At 69.6% G+C, this 14361-nt stretch carries 12 protein-coding genes and 1 pseudogene; 9 read left to right on the top strand and 4 right to left on the bottom strand.

The annotated features are described in order from the left end of the window. Nucleotides 1-2: 2 nt before the first annotated feature. Entirely contained in the window at nucleotides 3-686 is a 684-nt protein-coding gene (locus AAFF41_RS33670) for a glycerophosphodiester phosphodiesterase (protein WP_319747272.1), read from the bottom strand. A 20-nt stretch (nucleotides 687-706) separates the two neighbouring features. Continuing rightward, nucleotides 707-1835, bottom strand: a pseudogene (locus AAFF41_RS33675) (adenosine deaminase). Between the two features lie 87 nt (nucleotides 1836-1922). Between AAFF41_RS33675 and AAFF41_RS33680 the strand changes: the two are divergent. After that, nucleotides 1923-2798: a DUF4190 domain-containing protein gene (locus tag AAFF41_RS33680; RefSeq protein WP_319747273.1), complete on the top strand. Its 876-nt coding sequence runs from the start codon at nucleotides 1923-1925 to the stop codon at nucleotides 2796-2798. 25 nt (nucleotides 2799-2823) lie between these two features. On the opposite strand, the gene ybiA is transcribed toward AAFF41_RS33680, so the two are convergent. Beyond that, a complete protein-coding gene (gene ybiA / locus AAFF41_RS33685; protein WP_097286427.1) occupies nucleotides 2824-3414 on the bottom strand; it encodes a riboflavin biosynthesis intermediates N-glycosidase in 591 nt (196 codons plus the stop codon). Between the two features lie 178 nt (nucleotides 3415-3592). Between ybiA and AAFF41_RS33690 the strand changes: the two genes are divergently transcribed. The 8 genes from AAFF41_RS33690 to AAFF41_RS33725 all read left to right on the top strand — a co-directional run bounded on the left by AAFF41_RS33690 (nucleotide 3593) and on the right by AAFF41_RS33725 (nucleotide 13506). Then, nucleotides 3593-5116: a gamma-aminobutyraldehyde dehydrogenase gene (locus tag AAFF41_RS33690; protein WP_343325118.1), complete on the top strand. Its 1524-nt coding sequence runs from the start codon at nucleotides 3593-3595 to the stop codon at nucleotides 5114-5116. 100 nt (nucleotides 5117-5216) lie between these two features. Beyond that, nucleotides 5217-6464, top strand: a complete 1248-nt coding sequence (locus AAFF41_RS33695; RefSeq protein ID WP_343325119.1) for a polyamine ABC transporter substrate-binding protein — start codon at nucleotides 5217-5219, stop codon at nucleotides 6462-6464. An 89-nt stretch (nucleotides 6465-6553) separates the two neighbouring features. Then, the gene (locus AAFF41_RS33700) at nucleotides 6554-7705 is read left to right on the top strand and encodes an ABC transporter ATP-binding protein (RefSeq protein ID WP_075031262.1); all 1152 of its coding nucleotides are present in this window, start codon (nucleotides 6554-6556) and stop codon (nucleotides 7703-7705) included. Further along, nucleotides 7705-8628, top strand: coding sequence for an ABC transporter permease (locus AAFF41_RS33705; protein ID WP_319747280.1), 924 nt, complete (start codon nucleotides 7705-7707; stop codon nucleotides 8626-8628). Before AAFF41_RS33700 ends, AAFF41_RS33705 begins: the two co-directional genes overlap by 1 nt. Next, nucleotides 8629-9429, top strand: coding sequence for an ABC transporter permease (locus AAFF41_RS33710; protein WP_319747282.1), 801 nt, complete (start codon nucleotides 8629-8631; stop codon nucleotides 9427-9429). It abuts the gene before it with no gap. 72 nt (nucleotides 9430-9501) lie between these two features. Further along, a complete protein-coding gene (locus tag AAFF41_RS33715; RefSeq protein WP_319747284.1) occupies nucleotides 9502-10920 on the top strand; it encodes an NAD(P)/FAD-dependent oxidoreductase in 1419 nt (472 codons plus the stop codon). Between the two features lie 175 nt (nucleotides 10921-11095). Beyond that, on the top strand, nucleotides 11096-11572 hold the full coding sequence (locus tag AAFF41_RS33720) for a hypothetical protein (protein WP_319747286.1): 477 nt from the start codon (nucleotides 11096-11098) through the stop codon (nucleotides 11570-11572). A 125-nt stretch (nucleotides 11573-11697) separates the two neighbouring features. Then, nucleotides 11698-13506, top strand: coding sequence for a chitinase (locus AAFF41_RS33725; protein WP_343325120.1), 1809 nt, complete (start codon nucleotides 11698-11700; stop codon nucleotides 13504-13506). 3 nt (nucleotides 13507-13509) lie between these two features. Here AAFF41_RS33725 and AAFF41_RS33730 read toward each other — a convergent pair whose 3' ends face one another. Continuing rightward, nucleotides 13510-13983: a phosphatase PAP2 family protein gene (locus AAFF41_RS33730; protein ID WP_343325121.1), complete on the bottom strand. Its 474-nt coding sequence runs from the start codon at nucleotides 13981-13983 to the stop codon at nucleotides 13510-13512. Nucleotides 13984-14361: the final 378 nt, after the last annotated feature.

A 14361-nucleotide genomic window follows, 5' to 3' on the forward strand; every position in this document is an offset into this window, starting at 1 on the left:
CATCAGGCCTTGCGCAGCGCGCACAGCGCGTCGATGCGGTTCGTGGTGATCGAATCCACGCCCATGTCCAGCAGCCGGCGCATGGAACGGCGGGTGTCGGGTGTCCAGACGGAGAGCAGATGGCCGCCGCGGTGGACGCGGGCTGTGAGGGCGCGGTCGACCAGGCTGAAACGGTAGTTGAGCCAGCGCGGCCGTACGGCTTCGAGGAGCGCCGGGCGTGGCGGTGCGACGCTCGTCCAGGTCAGCGCGATCTCGGCGGCGGGGTCGGCGGCGCGCACGGCCAGCATGGCCGGGGCGCCCGCGCAGTAGTACACCCGGTCCTGGGCTCCGCACTCACGGATGACCTCGACAATCCGGCGTACGGCCGGGCCGTCGGGCTCTCCCGGCAGGTCGACCAGGACCCGGCTGTCCTTGGTCGCATGGAGGACCTCCGCGAGCGTCGGCACCCCGCCGCCCGTGAGCCCGCGCACCTCGTCCGAGGAGAGTGACCCGAGCGGCCGCTCCAGCTCCCACAGCCGCTTCAGTGTCTCGTCGTGCAACAGCACGGGCACCTTGTCGCGGGTGAGCCGTACGTCGATCTCGACCGCGTCCGCGCCCAGTTGGAGCGCGGAACGCAGCGAGTCGATGGTGTTCTCGCGGACGCGATAGGGGTCGCCGCGGTGGGCCACGGCAGTCACGGTGCGCATGGGCCCATTGTGCTGGTCGCTCAGAGCGTGAGCCACGCCGAGGCGTAGGTGTCGATCTCCTCGGCGAGGCGCGTCCTGCCGGCCGGGTCGAGGAAGGACGCCTCCACCGCGTTCTTGGCGAGCGCGGCGAGGCCGAGTTCGTCGAGGTCGAGAAGCCGGGCGGCGACCGCGTACTCGTTGTTGAGGTCGGTGCCGAACATCGGCGGGTCGTCGGAGTTGATCGTGACGAGGACCCCGGCCCGGGTGAACTCCTTTATCGGGTGGTCGTCGAGGGTGCGGACCGCGCGGGTGGCGATGTTGGAGGTCGGGCAGACCTCCAGCGCGATGCGGTTCTCGGCGAGGTGGGCGAGCAGCTTCGGGTCCCGCACGGAGCTGGTGCCGTGTCCGATGCGCTCGGCGCGCAGCTCGTTCAGCGCGTCCCAGACGGTCTCCGGCCCGGTGGTCTCACCCGCGTGCGGCACCGAGCGCAGTCCGGCCGCGATCGCCTGGTCGAAGTAGGGCTTGAACTGCGGCCGCGGTACGCCGATTTCGGGGCCGCCGAGTCCGAAGGAGACCAGACCCTCCGGACGCAGCCGGTCGTCGGTCGCGAGCCGCAGGGTCTCCTCGGCCGCCTCGAGCCCCGCCTCGCCGGGGATGTCGAAGCACCAGCGCAGGACGACGCCGAACTCGGCCTCCGCCGCCTTGCGGGCGTCCTCGATGGCATCCATGAAGGCGCGCTCGTCGATGCCGCGGCGGGTGGAGGACCACGGGGTGATGGTCAGCTCGGCGTAACGGACCTGCTGCCGGGCCATGTCTCGGGCGACCTCGTACGTCAGCAGCCGTACGTCCTCGGGGGTGCGGATCAGGTCGACGACGGACAGGTACACCTGGATGAAGTGGGCGAAGTCGGTGAACGTGAAGTAGTCCGCGAGGGCCTCGGGGTCCGTCGGCACCTGGGAGTCGGGGTGGCGGGCGGCGAGGGTGGAGACGATGCGGGGGGAGGCGGATCCGACGTGGTGCACGTGCAGTTCGGCCTTGGGCAGTCCGGCGATGAAGGCGTGCAGGTCGCGGACGCCCTCGCGGGTACTGAGCTGGTCGGTCAAGGATTCCTCCCGGAACGGCGTCCCCGGACCGTGATCGGGCGACGCGGGTGATCGGCTGATCGGTGATTCGGGGATCATCGTAGGCCGCCGCTCACGGGGTGAAGCCCCGGGCCGTAGCATGACGGCAGGTACGACAGAGGAGGGGACCTCACGCATGTCCGACGACGCGCAGGCGCCACAGGTGCCGCAGGACGCCGCCGCGACCCCGTGGGCATCCCCGGACCAGTCGGCTCCGCCGCCGACCCAGATCGACATGCCGTCGGCCGCCGGTCCCGAGGACGCGATACCCGGCGGGAACCCCCAGCCGGGTTCCCCGCCCGGCGGCTCCCCGGACAACGGCGCCGCCGGACCGCGACCCGAGCCGAACCCCTGGGCACCGCCCGCGGACCAGGCACCCTCCCACGCGCCCGGTGCCCCCACACCCCCCTCGGTGCACAGCCAGCCGACGGTCGTCGCCCTCCCCGGAACCGGCACCCAGCCCCATCCCCAGTCCCCGCCCCAGTCCTGGGACAACCCCTTCGCGTCTCCCGCCGCCGCACCCGCGCCCCACCCCCGGCCCGGGCCCGGAGAGCCGGTTCCCCCGCCGCCCATCGCTCCCGAGGGCCCCGGCCAGGTCCCGTACGGCTACGGATACGGCTACCCGGCCTACCCCATGCCGGGACCCGGATACCCGGGCAGCGCCGGCTACGGCTGGCCGATGATGCCCCCGGAGCCGAGCAACGGCATGGGCACCGCCGGGCTGGTGCTCGGCATCATCTCGGCCGTCGTGTTCTGTCTGTGGCCGATCGCGATCATCCTGGGGATCCTCGCGGTGATCTTCGGGGTGCTGGGGCGACGCAGGGCGCACCGCGGGGAGGCGAACAACCCCGGTCAGGCGCTGGCCGGGATCATCTGCGGAGCGGTCGGCATCGCGCTCGGCATCGCGATGATCGTGGTCTTCTTCGTCCTCCCGGACAACAGCGGCAACAGCGACCCGTTCAACGGAGACGACGGCTACTCCACTTCACTCGTCGTGCCGCACCTCGGCTAGACCGCCAACCGCTCCCGCGCCTCGACTAGTCGTCCCCCAGGAGTCGCTCCCGCGCCTCCATCAAGGCGAATCCCAGCAGGTTCGGCCCCCGCCACCGCTCGGGATCCGCCGCCCGCTCGTCGTCCGCCGCGAGTCCTATGCCCCAGACCCGGTCCATGGGGCTGGCCTCGACCAGCACCCGCGTGCCCGTGCCGAGCAGGAACGCGCGCAGCTCGGGATGGGCGGCGAACTTGTGCACGCTGCCCTCGACGACGATCCCGAAGCGCTCGCGCTCCCAGGTCGCCTCGTCGAAGCCGCGCACGAGCCGCCCCACCTTCTTGGCGAGCGCGGGGCTGGACGCCTCGATCGCGCGCCGCTGCGCCTCCGCGTCGCCGAAGAGCCGCGCCTTGCCCGCCATCATCCAGTGCTCGGCGGTCGCGTAGGAGACACCGTCCACCACGAACGGTGACGGCCACCACTGGCTCAGGCAGCTCGCACTCACCTGACCGTCCGGTCGCGGACGGTGCCCCCAGAAGTGCAGGTACTTGACCCTTGCCCCCGAGCGGACCGCGCTGACCAGCGCTTCCCAAGAATCGATCTTCGCCATGCACGCCACTGTGGCACGCACCACTGACATTCCGTCCCGCCTTTTCCATGGGGACTCGACACCTGGTCGACAGATTCCGTCGCGTAACCAAAAGGCAACAACGGAATCACTTGTTGGAGTCCCTTCGCTCTGTCAGGATCGGCACTCAAATCGAGCTGGAGCTACGCCCACCCCTGCGGCAGCGGGGAGAACGGCGGAGGAGAGCGACATGCACAATCCGGGCCATCGCTTCCAGGCGCAGGACCGCTTCGCGGACGGCGCGCAGTACATCGCGGGCCGGTTGACCAAGGGCACATCGGGCCGTACGCACGCGGTCGTCGACCCCGCCACCGGCGACGAGGTCTACACATACGAGCTGGCGAGCACCGTCGACGTGGACGCGGCCGTCGCCGCCGCCCTCGACGCGTTCCCCGGCTGGGCGGGCGTCACCCCCGGCGAGCGCTCCGACGCCCTGCACCGCTTCGCCGCCGTGCTCGCCGACCGCGCCGAGGAGTTCGCCCGGGCGGAGTCGCTCCAGTGCGGAAAGCCCCTCAAGCTGACCCGCGAGTTCGACGTGCCCGGCACCATCGACAACATCGCCTTCTTCGCGGGCGCGGCCCGGCATCTGCAAGGGCAGTCCGCGGGCGAGTACTCCGGCGACCACACCTCGTACGTACGCCGTGAGCCCATCGGTGTCGTCGGCTCCATCGCGCCCTGGAACTACCCCCTCCAGATGGCCGCCTGGAAGATCCTCCCGGCGATCGCCGCGGGCAACACGATCGTGCTGAAGCCCGCCGAGCTGACCCCGTTGACCTCGCTCCTCTTCGCCGAGGCCGCCACCGCGGCGGGCATCCCGGACGGCGTGATCAACATAGTGACGGGGGCCGGGAGGGACGCCGGCGAGCACCTCGTCGGCCACCCCGACGTGGCGATGACCTCCTTCACCGGGTCCACCGCGGTCGGCAAGCGCGTCGCCGAGATCGCCACCTCGACCGTCAAGCGACTCCATCTGGAACTGGGCGGCAAGGCCCCCTTCGTGGTCTTCGACGACGCGGACCTGGACGCGGCCGTGAACGGCGCGGTCGCGGGATCGCTCATCAACAGTGGGCAGGACTGCACCGCCGCCACGCGCGCGTACGTACAAAGGCCCCTCTATGAAGAGTTCGTCGCCAGGACGGCCGCCCTGATGGCGAGCGTCCGCCTCGGCGACCCGTTCGCCTCCGGCACCGACCTCGGCCCGCTGATCTCGCACGCCCAGCGCGACCGCGTGGCCGGATTCGTCGACCGGGCCCGCGGCTACGCACGTGTGGTGACCGGCGGAGAGATCCCCGAAGAGCTCAAGGACGGCGCCTACTACCGGCCCACGCTCGTCGCCGACGCTCCCCAGGACAGCGAGATCGTCCAGTCCGAGATCTTCGGTCCCGTCCTGGTGGTGCTCCCCTTCGACAGCGACGACGAGGGAATCCGGCTCGCCAACGACACTCCGTACGGTCTCGCCGCCTCCGCGTGGAGCCGGGACGTGTACCGGGCCAACCGTGCGACCCGCGAGATCAAGGCGGGCTGCGTGTGGGTCAACGACCACATTCCGATCATCAGTGAGATGCCGCACGGCGGCTACAAGGCGTCCGGCTTCGGCAAGGACATGTCGGCGTACTCGTTCGAGGAGTACACCCAGATCAAGCACGTCATGTTCGACAACACCGCGGTCGCCAGGAAGGACTGGCACCGCACGATCTTCGGGGATCGGCCCTAGTCGATCCGGAGCCGGCCGCGCGTCGGCTTCCGACTATCGCCGAGTGGCAGACCAGGCCGCCAGACCACGGCCGCGACCCTTCCGAAAGGGCATCACGAGCATGGAGCAGTACGAGCCGGACCGCCTCTCCCCGGCCCAAGTGGCCGCCATGCGGCGCAGTTTCACGAATGGCAGGGCCGCGCTCAGCCGCCGCTCGCTGCTGCGCGCCTCCGCGGGCGGCGCGCTCGCCGTCGGCGGGCTCGGCGCGCTGAGCGGCTGCGGGATCCCGGCCGCGGGCAAGACCCAGGGCGGCGTCTCCGCCGACGACCACTCGGCCAAGGAGAAGGTCATCGACTTCTCCAACTGGCCCGAGTACATCGACGTGGACGACAGCGGCAAGCACCGTCCCACGCTCGACGCCTTTGCCAAGCGGACCGGTATCCAGGTCAAGTACACCGAGGACATCAACGACAACGACGAGTTCTTCGGCAAGGTCCAGCCGCAGCTCGCCGCGGGTCAGGACACCGGCCGCGACCTCATAGTGGTCACCGACTGGCTGGCCGCCCGCATGATCCGTCTGGGCTACGTCCAGAAACTGGACGCGTCCAACCTGCCGCACGCCTTCGCCAACCTGTCGGACCAGTTCCGCAGCCCCGACTGGGATCCCGGCCGGGCGTACTCGTACCCGTGGCAGGGCATCTCGACCGTCATCGCATACAACAAGAAAGCGCTCGACGGCGTCGAAGTGAAGTCGGTCTCCGACCTGCTCGACAACCCCAAACTCAAGGGCCGCGTCGGCTTCCTGACCGAGATGCGCGACAGCATCGGCATGACCATGCTCGACATGGGCAAGGACCCGGCGAAGTTCACCGACGACGACTACGACGCGGTGATCGCCCGCCTCCAGAAGGCCGTCGACAAGGGCCAGATCCGCCGCTTCACGGGCAACGACTACACGTCGGACCTCACCAAGGGCGACTTCGCCGCATGCGTCGCCTGGGCCGGTGACATCGTCCAGCTCCAGGCGGACAGCCCTGACGTCGGTTATGTGATCCCGGACAGCGGCTACATGACGTCGACCGACAACATGCTGATCCCCAACAAGGCGCGCCACAAGACGAACGCCGAGCGGCTCATCGACTACTACTACGAGCTCGAACCGGCCGCCGAACTCGCCGCCTACATCAACTACGTGAGCCCGGTCGCGGGAGTGCAGCCCTATCTCGCCAAGATCGACAAGTCGGCGGCGGACAACCCGCTGATCATTCCCGACAAGGCCATGCAGGCCAAGTCCCACGCCTTCCGCTCACTGAGCTCGAAGGAAGAGACGGCCTACCAGCAGAAGTTCGCGAAGCTCACAGGGGCGTGACGCCTCCGGCGGCCGAGCGGTCGCGACTCGCGCGGCGACCGCGTCCTCGCCTGGAACCAAAGACGACCCCGACATCCAGGGACCACACCATGACGACAGACAACGGCGGCGACGTCCGCCTCTCCGGGATCAGCAAGACGTACGGCTCCTTCACGGCCGTCCACCCCCTCGACCTGACCGTCCCCGAAGGCTCCTTCTTCGCCCTTCTCGGGGCGTCGGGCTGCGGCAAGACCACCACCCTGCGGATGATCGCGGGTCTGGAGGAACCCTCCTCCGGCACCGTCTTCCTCGGCGACCAGGAAGTGACCCACCTGCCCCCGTACAAGCGGCCGGTGAACACCGTCTTCCAGTCCTACGCCCTCTTCCCGCACCTCGACATCTTCGAGAACGTCGCCTTCGGTCTGCGCCGGCGCGGCATCAAGTCGGTGAAGAAGCAGGTCGAGGACATGCTGGAGCTCGTCCAGCTCGGCGAGCAGGCCCGCAAGAAACCGCACCAGCTCTCCGGCGGCCAGCAGCAGCGCGTCGCCGTGGCCCGCGCCCTGATCAACCACCCCAAGGTGCTGCTCCTCGACGAACCGCTCGGCGCCCTCGACCTCAAGCTGCGCCGCCAGATGCAGCTGGAGCTCAAGCGCATCCAGACCGAGGTCGGCATCACCTTCGTACACGTCACGCACGACCAGGAGGAGGCCATGACGATGGCCGACACGGTCGCCGTGATGAACGCGGGCCGCGTCGAGCAACTCGGCGCCCCCGCGGACCTCTACGAGAACCCGCAGACCACGTTCGTCGCCAACTTCCTCGGCACCTCGAACCTCATCGAGGCCGCCGTCGACAGCAAGGACGGCGACGACATCGTCCTGGCGGCGGGCGGCGGCAAGCTGGTCCTGCCGCAGGCGCGATGTTCGGCGCCCACGACGACCGGCGGCAAGGTCCTGGTCGGAGTCCGCCCCGAGAAAATATCGCTCACACACGTCGACGACGCGGGCGAGATACCGGCCGGCCGCAACCGGATCACCGGCAGGATCGCCGACTCCAGCTTCATCGGCGTCTCCACTCAGTACGTCGTCGACAGCGCCGTCTGCCCCGAGTTCGAGGTCTACTCCCAGAACATCGACCGCGACGCCCGGCTCACCCCCGGCGCCGAGGTGGTCCTGCACTGGAGCCCGGCGCACACCTTCGGCCTCGACGCGGCGCAGGACATCGACGCCGGCGTGGAAACGGTCGAGGAGGAGGCCGCCTGATGGCCAGCGTCACCGAGGCGCCACTCCTCGCGCCGCAGCCCGACAAGAAGCCGCCCCGCAAGCGCGGCCGTCTCGTCCCGTACTGGCTGCTCCTGCCCGGCATCCTCTGGCTGCTGATCTTCTTCGCGCTGCCGATGGTCTACCAGGCCTCCACGTCCGTGCAGACGGGCTCCCTGGAGGAGGGCTTCAAGGTCACCTGGCACTTCCAGACGTACTGGAACGCGCTGGCCGACTACTGGCCCCAGTTCCTGCGCTCGGTGCTGTACGCGGGCGCCGCGACGATCCTGTGCCTGGTGCTCGGCTACCCGCTGGCGTATCTGATCGCCTTCCGCGCGGGCCGCTGGCGCAACGTCGTGCTGATCCTGGTCATCGCGCCGTTCTTCACCAGCTTCCTGATCCGCACGCTGGCCTGGAAGACGATCCTCGCGGACGGCGGCCCGGTCGTCGGCGCCCTCAACACGCTGCACGTCCTGGACGTCACCAACTGGCTCGGCTTCACCTCCGGCGACCGCGTCCTGGCCACACCACTGGCGGTGGTCTGCGGCCTCACGTACAACTTCCTGCCCTTCATGATCCTGCCGCTCTACACCTCGCTGGAGCGGATCGACGGACGCCTCCACGAGGCGGCGGGCGATCTGTACGCGAAGCCGTTCACGACCTTCCGCAAGGTCACCTTCCCGCTGTCGTTGCCCGGAGTGGTCTCCGGCACGCTGCTGACCTTCATCCCGGCCAGCGGTGACTACGTGAACGCCGACCTGCTCGGCTCCACGGACACCCGGATGGTCGGCAACGTCATCCAGACGCAGTTCCTGCGGATCCTCGACTATCCGACGGCCGCCGCGCTCTCCTTCATCCTCATGGCCGCGATCCTCATCATGGTCACCCTCTACATCCGCAAGTCCGGGACGGAGGATCTGGTCTAAATGGCCTTCGTACGCTGGTTCAAGCGGAATCTCGTCGTCATCGGTGGGCTGCTGACGCTGGGATATCTGCTGCTGCCCAATGTCATCGTCACGGTGTTCTCCTTCAACAAACCGAAGGGGCGCTTCAACTACGAGTGGCAGCAGTTCTCCCTCGACGCCTGGCGTGATCCGTGCGGGGTCGCCGACATGTGCGGCTCGCTCTCGATCAGCCTCCAGATCGCCGTCTGGGCGACCATCGGGGCCACGATCCTCGGCACGATGATCGCCTTCGCCCTCGTCCGCTACCGCTTCCGGGCGCGCGGCGCGGTGAACTCGCTGATCTTCCTGCCGATGGCGATGCCCGAGGTCGTCATGGCCGCCTCGCTGCTCACCCTGTTCCTCAACCTGGGTGCTCAGTTGGGTTTCTGGACGATCCTGATCGCCCACATCATGTTCTGCCTCAGCTTCGTCGTGACGGCCGTCAAGGCGCGTGTGATGTCGATGGACCCGCGCCTGGAGCAGGCGGCACAGGACCTCTACGCCGGCCCGGCGCAGACGTTCCTGCGTGTCACCCTGCCCATCGCGGCCCCCGGCATCGCGGCGGGTGCGCTGCTCGCCTTCGCACTCTCCTTCGACGACTTCATCATCACCAACTTCAACGCGGGTTCGACCGTCACCTTCCCCATGTTCGTGTGGGGTTCGGCGCAGCGCGGAACACCCGTTCAGATCAATGTCATCGGTACGGCCATGTTCATCGTCGCCGTACTGTTCGTCCTGGCCGGAATGGTCGTCAGCAACCGTCGCAACAAGCAAAAGGCATAGCGAAAGACATCGCGGAAGGCATCACCCACAGAGAAATTTCGGTGGGTAATTCAGCTGTAGGGAGTTGAAATCATGGCCCCGAGCGCCATGACCCGTTGGACCACGTCTCTTTCCGAAGCCCAGCCGGTTCCGTACTGGCTGGACGACCCGGGCAAGCCCCACCCCGAGCCCGCCCTCACCGGCGCCGAGACCTGCGACCTGCTCGTCGTCGGCGGTGGCTACAGCGGACTGTGGACCGCGCTGATCGCCAAGGAGCGCGACCCGCAGCGTGAGGTGGTGCTCCTGGAGGGCCGCGAGGTGGGCTGGGCCGCCTCGGGCCGCAACGGCGGCTTCTGTGCCGCGTCCCTGACCCACGGCCTGGCCAACGGACTCACCCGCTGGCCGGACGAGATCAGGAAGCTGGAGGAGCTGGGCGCCCGCAACCTCGACGAGATCGAGGCGGCCGTCGCCCGCTACTCCCTCGACTGCGACTTCGAGCGCTCCGGCGAGATCGACGTCGCCACCGAGCCGCACCAGGCGGCCGAACTCCGCGAGTGGCACGAGGAATTGCGGGAGCGGGGCCTGGCGGACGGCATCGAGTTCCTGGACGCCGACGCGGTCCGCGAGCAGGTCGACTCGCCGACCTTCCTCGCGGGCCTGCACGACCGCCGCGGCGTCGCCATGCTCCACCCCGCCAAACTCGCCTGGGGTCTCAAGCGGGCCTGCCTGCGGCTCGGGGTGCGGGTGTACGAGCACACGCCCGCGCTCGCCCTGAAGGCGTACGGCGCCGGCATGGCCGTACGCACTCCGTACGGGTCCGTCCGTGCCCGCCAGGTGGCGCTCGCCACCAACATCTTCCCGAACCTGGTCAAGCGGGTGCGCGCGTACACCGTCCCGGTCTACGACTACGCGCTGATGACCGAACCCCTGACCGCCGACCAGCTGGCGTCCGTCGGCTGGAAGAACCGGCAGGGCCTCGGGGACTCGGCGAACCAGTTCCACTACTTCCGGCTCTCCGCGGACAACCGCGTCCTGTGGGGCGGTTACGACGCGATCTACCCGTACGGCGGCCGGGTGCGCGCCGAGTACGACGACCGCCCGGAGACGTACGCGAAGCTCGCCGGGCACTTCTTCACCTGCTTCCCGCAGTTGGAGGGCGTCCGCTTCACCCACGCCTGGGGCGGTGCGATCGACACCTGCTCGCGCTTCTCGGCCTTCTTCGGCACGGCGCACCACGGAAAGGTCGCGTACGCGGCCGGCTACACGGGCCTGGGCGTGGGCGCGACCCGGTTCGGCGCGGACGTGATGCTCGACCTGCTGGCGGGGGAGCGCACCGAGCGCACGGAACTGGAGATGGTCCGCAAGAAGCCCCTGCCGTTCCCGCCCGAGCCCTTCGCCTGGACCGGCATCGCGCTCACCAAGTGGTCGCTGGCGCGGGCGGACGCGCACGGCGGACGGCGCAATCTCTGGCTCAGGACGATGGACAAGCTGGGACTGGGCTTCGACAGCTGAGCCGCGCCGGCGGGGCGTGCGCCGCAGCGGCTGATCCACAGGCGTACGCCCAGCTCATCCACTGTGATCCGGCTCACCACCAAAAGGTGACGGAACCCGCGTAATGCCCGGGCCGAACCTCCCTCCCCTCTGTGACGCGACCAGCGTCGACACGAGGACAGAGGGAGGTTCCGCCATGACAGGGGCCAAGACGGCGGTCGAGTGGCTGGCATCCGTGGCGCCGGATCCCGAGGCCTGCCGCCGGGAATGGGAGCGCAATCCGCTGAGGGTCGCACTGCTGCCGGCCGGCAGGCTCTGGGACGTACTGATCCTGCCGGGCGAGCTCGGCTATCCCACGCTCGACGTGCTGACCCGGGTGATCGACCGACTCGGCCCGGTGCTCGTCGACTTCGGCGACGCCAGGATGGGTTTCTTCGTGCCGCCCGGCACCGCGGCGCGCTGGCTCGGCACGGGGGTGCGCACGGCGGGGCGCGGTACCTGGATCGTGGTGCCGTACCCGGGACGGACCAACGGCGGGGTCCGCTGGCTGGTCCCGCCGGACGGCACCGGCACGCTCACCGATCCGGCGCTGCTGGAACTGGCCATGCACGAGGCGGCGGCGGGCATCGCCGGGAACGAGGGTCGACAGCCACCACGGGGCGGACTCCGGTGACGGACCCGGGTCGTGGCCCCCGGCAACGGCCCCCGTCAACGGTCGAAGGTCTTGACAACAGGATTGGTCTGGACCAAGTTGGGCGCGCTCCACTCTCCTGAATCCCCCCATGCCCGGAGGCAGTTGTGGATCGCACCGAACGCACCGGACCGTCCACGCGTCAAAGGCTGCTCGCCGTGTGCACGGCCACCGTTCTGGCCGTACCCGGCCTCGCCGCACTCTCGTCGGCCGCCCGCGCGGCCGACGCGGACCTGGTCAGGAACGGCGGATTCGAGGCGGGCCTCGACGGCTGGACCTGTACGGCGGGCGCCGTCGTCAACTCACCGGTACGCAGCGGAAGTTCGGCGTTGCGGGCGACCCCGGCCGGCAGCGACAACGCGCAGTGCTCCCAGACGGTGACCGTCAGACCCGACTCCCAGTACACGCTCGCCGGATACGTCCGGGGCAGTTACGTCTACCTCGGCGCGAGCGGCACCGGCACCACCGACGTCTCCACCTGGACCCAGTCCGCCCCCGACTGGCAGCAGCTCACCACCACCTTCCGCACCGGCCCGTCCACCACCAAGGTCACCCTCTACACCCACGGCTGGTACGGCACCGGCGCGTACTACGCCGACGACGTCTCCCTCGTGGGCCCCGGCGCCGACCCGGGACAGCCCCCGGCCGCGCCCGCCGGCCTGGCCGTCGGCACGGTCACGTCCTCCACCGTCGCCCTGTCCTGGTCACCGGTCACCGGTGCGACGGGCTACGCCGTCTACCGCGACGGGGTGAAAGTACAGACGGCCACCGGCACCTCGACCACCGTGAGCGGCCTCGCGCCCTCCACGGCGTACGCCTTCCAGGTCGCGGCGGTGAACGACGCGGGGGAGTCGGCCAAGTCGGCGACGGTCACGGCGACGACGTCCACGGGCTCGGGAGGCTCCACCGGGCACGCCCTCGTCGGATACCTCCACGCGAGCTTCGCCAACGGCTCCGGCTACACCCGCATGTCCGACGTCCCCGACAGCTGGGACATCATCGACCTGGCCTTCGGCGAGCCGACCTCCACCACCTCCGGCGACATCCGCTTCACCCGCTGCCCCGTCACCGAGTGCCCGACGGTCGAGAGCGACGCCGACTTCAAGGCCGCGATCAAAGCCAAGCAGGCCGCGGGCAAGAAGGTGCTGATCTCGATCGGCGGCCAGAACGGCCAGGTGCAGCTGACGACGACGGCCGCCCGCGACACCTTCGTGTCCTCCGTCTCGAAGATCATCGACACCTACGGCCTGGACGGCCTGGACATCGACTTCGAGGGCCACTCGCTCTCGCTCGACGCCGCCGACACGAACTTCAAGAGCCCGACCACGCCGGTGATCGTGAACCTGATCTCGGCCCTGAAGACCCTGAAGGCCAAGTACGGCTCCACGTTCGTCCTGACGATGGCCCCGGAGACCTTCTTCGTCCAACTCGGCTACCAGTACTACGGCACGGGCCAGTGGGGCGGCCAGGACCCGCGGGCCGGCGCCTATCTCCCCGTCATCTACGCCCTGCGCGACGACCTGACCCTGCTGCACGTCCAGGACTACAACTCCGGCTCGATCATGGGCCTCGACAACCAGTACCACTCCATGGGCGGCGCGGACTTCCACATCGCGATGACCGACATGCTGCTGACCGGCTTCCCCGTCGCGGGCGACGCGAACAACGTCTTCCCGCCGCTGCGTCCCGACCAGGTGGCGATCGGCATGCCGGCGTCGACGAACGCGGGCAACGGTTACGTGGCGCCGTCCGAGGTCACCAAGACCCTGGACTGCCTGACCAGGAAGACCAACTGCGGCTCGTACACGACCCACGGCACCTGGCCGGGACTGCGCGGCCTGATGACGTGGTCGATCAACTGGGACCGCTACGGGAGCTGGGAGTTCCAGCGGACCTTCGACGGCTATTTCGGCTGACGTCTACGTCCGCCGACGGCTGTCTCGGCCGACGCCTGTGCCGACTGACGTGTTCCGGCCGAGGAGGAGCCGGAGCGAGAGCAGCAGCACCGCGCAGAGGCACCAACTGGCCGCCACGTCCAGCGGCCAGTGGTAGCCCCGCCGGACCAGGCCGAAGGCGACACCGAGGTTGAGGGCGAGGCAGCCGACGAGCAGGGCGCGGCGGGCCCCGGCGCGCCGCAGCCACGGAATCAGCACCAGGGCCGCGCCGCCGTACGCGATGACGGCGGTGGCGGTGTGGCCCGAGGGATAGAAGCCCGTGCCCGGGCCCGTGACCGGTGGGCCCGGCCGGGCGACCAGTTCTTTCAGAGGCACGATCAATGCCGGTACGACCGCCATCAAGGCCGCCGTCGCGAGGGACGGCAGCCACCAGCGCTCCCGCCCGGCCGCGCGGGCCCGCCACGCCACGTACCCGAGCACGACGGCCAGGACCGGCACCGCGACGGTGACATCGCCCAGGTCGGCCAGGAGTCCGGAGACGCGGTCGGGGTGGACGAGACGGTCACTGAGGTGTTCGTCCGCGCGGGCGAGGGGGCCGTGGGCCGCGACCTGCCAGGTGATCAGCGCGAAGAGGAGGGCCGGAAGGCCGAGGGAGCCGAGAGGTCCGAAGAGGCCGCGACGTCCGAGGAGGAAGGTCGGCCGCCCCGGAACAGGGGGGTAGTTCCGAGGCGGCCGTCCAGATCGGGTCGTCGCGCGCCCCGGGGGGTTTGGGGCGAGCGACTGTCCGATCGGTGAGGAGATCCGGAGCCGGAAGCTCCGGGTGTGTGCGCGAGGGCACGACCAGGGCGAAGCTGGGGAGGCCTCGACCCGGTGTCA

Origin of the sequence: Streptomyces mirabilis (assembly GCF_039503195.1) — a bacterium.
GTDB lineage: Bacteria > Actinomycetota > Actinomycetes > Streptomycetales > Streptomycetaceae > Streptomyces > Streptomyces mirabilis_D.

Excerpts from the sequence above, each read along its gene's own strand:
- AAFF41_RS33670 (WP_319747272.1), bottom strand. The coding sequence starts at position 686 with ATGCGCACCGTGACTGCCGTGGCCCACCGCGGCGACCCCTATCGCGTC.
- AAFF41_RS33680 (WP_319747273.1), top strand. The coding sequence starts at position 1,923 with ATGTCCGACGACGCGCAGGCGCCACAGGTGCCGCAGGACGCCGCCGCG.
- ybiA (WP_097286427.1), bottom strand. The coding sequence starts at position 3,414 with ATGTCAGTGGTGCGTGCCACAGTGGCGTGCATGGCGAAGATCGATTCT.
- AAFF41_RS33690 (WP_343325118.1), top strand. The coding sequence starts at position 3,593 with ATGCACAATCCGGGCCATCGCTTCCAGGCGCAGGACCGCTTCGCGGAC.
- AAFF41_RS33695 (WP_343325119.1), top strand. The coding sequence starts at position 5,217 with ATGGAGCAGTACGAGCCGGACCGCCTCTCCCCGGCCCAAGTGGCCGCC.
- AAFF41_RS33700 (WP_075031262.1), top strand. The coding sequence starts at position 6,554 with ATGACGACAGACAACGGCGGCGACGTCCGCCTCTCCGGGATCAGCAAG.
- AAFF41_RS33705 (WP_319747280.1), top strand. The coding sequence starts at position 7,705 with ATGGCCAGCGTCACCGAGGCGCCACTCCTCGCGCCGCAGCCCGACAAG.
- AAFF41_RS33710 (WP_319747282.1), top strand. The coding sequence starts at position 8,629 with ATGGCCTTCGTACGCTGGTTCAAGCGGAATCTCGTCGTCATCGGTGGG.
- AAFF41_RS33715 (WP_319747284.1), top strand. The coding sequence starts at position 9,502 with ATGGCCCCGAGCGCCATGACCCGTTGGACCACGTCTCTTTCCGAAGCC.
- AAFF41_RS33720 (WP_319747286.1), top strand. The coding sequence starts at position 11,096 with ATGACAGGGGCCAAGACGGCGGTCGAGTGGCTGGCATCCGTGGCGCCG.